We start from the raw sequence: 325 nt of genomic DNA, 5'->3' as shown, positions 1-325 counted from the left end.
AAGAAATGGAAAAAGACATTGCCCGGCTGGAACAAGACATTTATTCAGCCGCAGGCGAGGAATTCAACATATGTTCCCCAAAACAACTGGGAATTATCCTTTTTGAAAAGCTGAAGCTGGTCGAGAAGCCAAAAAAAACAAAATCGGGTCAGTATTCTACCGGGGAAGAAATATTATCTGTTTTAGCGCCACAACATGAGATAGTGCGACAGGTTTTAGACTACCGCGGACTTGTGAAACTGAAAAATACTTACATCGATGCACTACCGCTGCAGGTGGAGGAAGCTTCGGGAAGGGTACATACAGACTACATGCAAACAGTCGC

1 protein-coding gene is annotated in these 325 nt (G+C 44.0%); it reads left to right on the top strand.

Going from position 1 to position 325, the window contains the following annotated elements; genetic code table 11:
- On the top strand, positions 1-325 hold a 325-nt coding region (locus tag HC176_RS18475; protein ID WP_245234967.1), incomplete at both ends, for a DNA polymerase.

Source organism: Tamlana crocina (genome assembly GCF_012037625.1).
The sequence above is the reverse complement of the archived record's forward strand: the minus strand, read 5'-3'. Positions and strand labels throughout refer to the sequence as shown.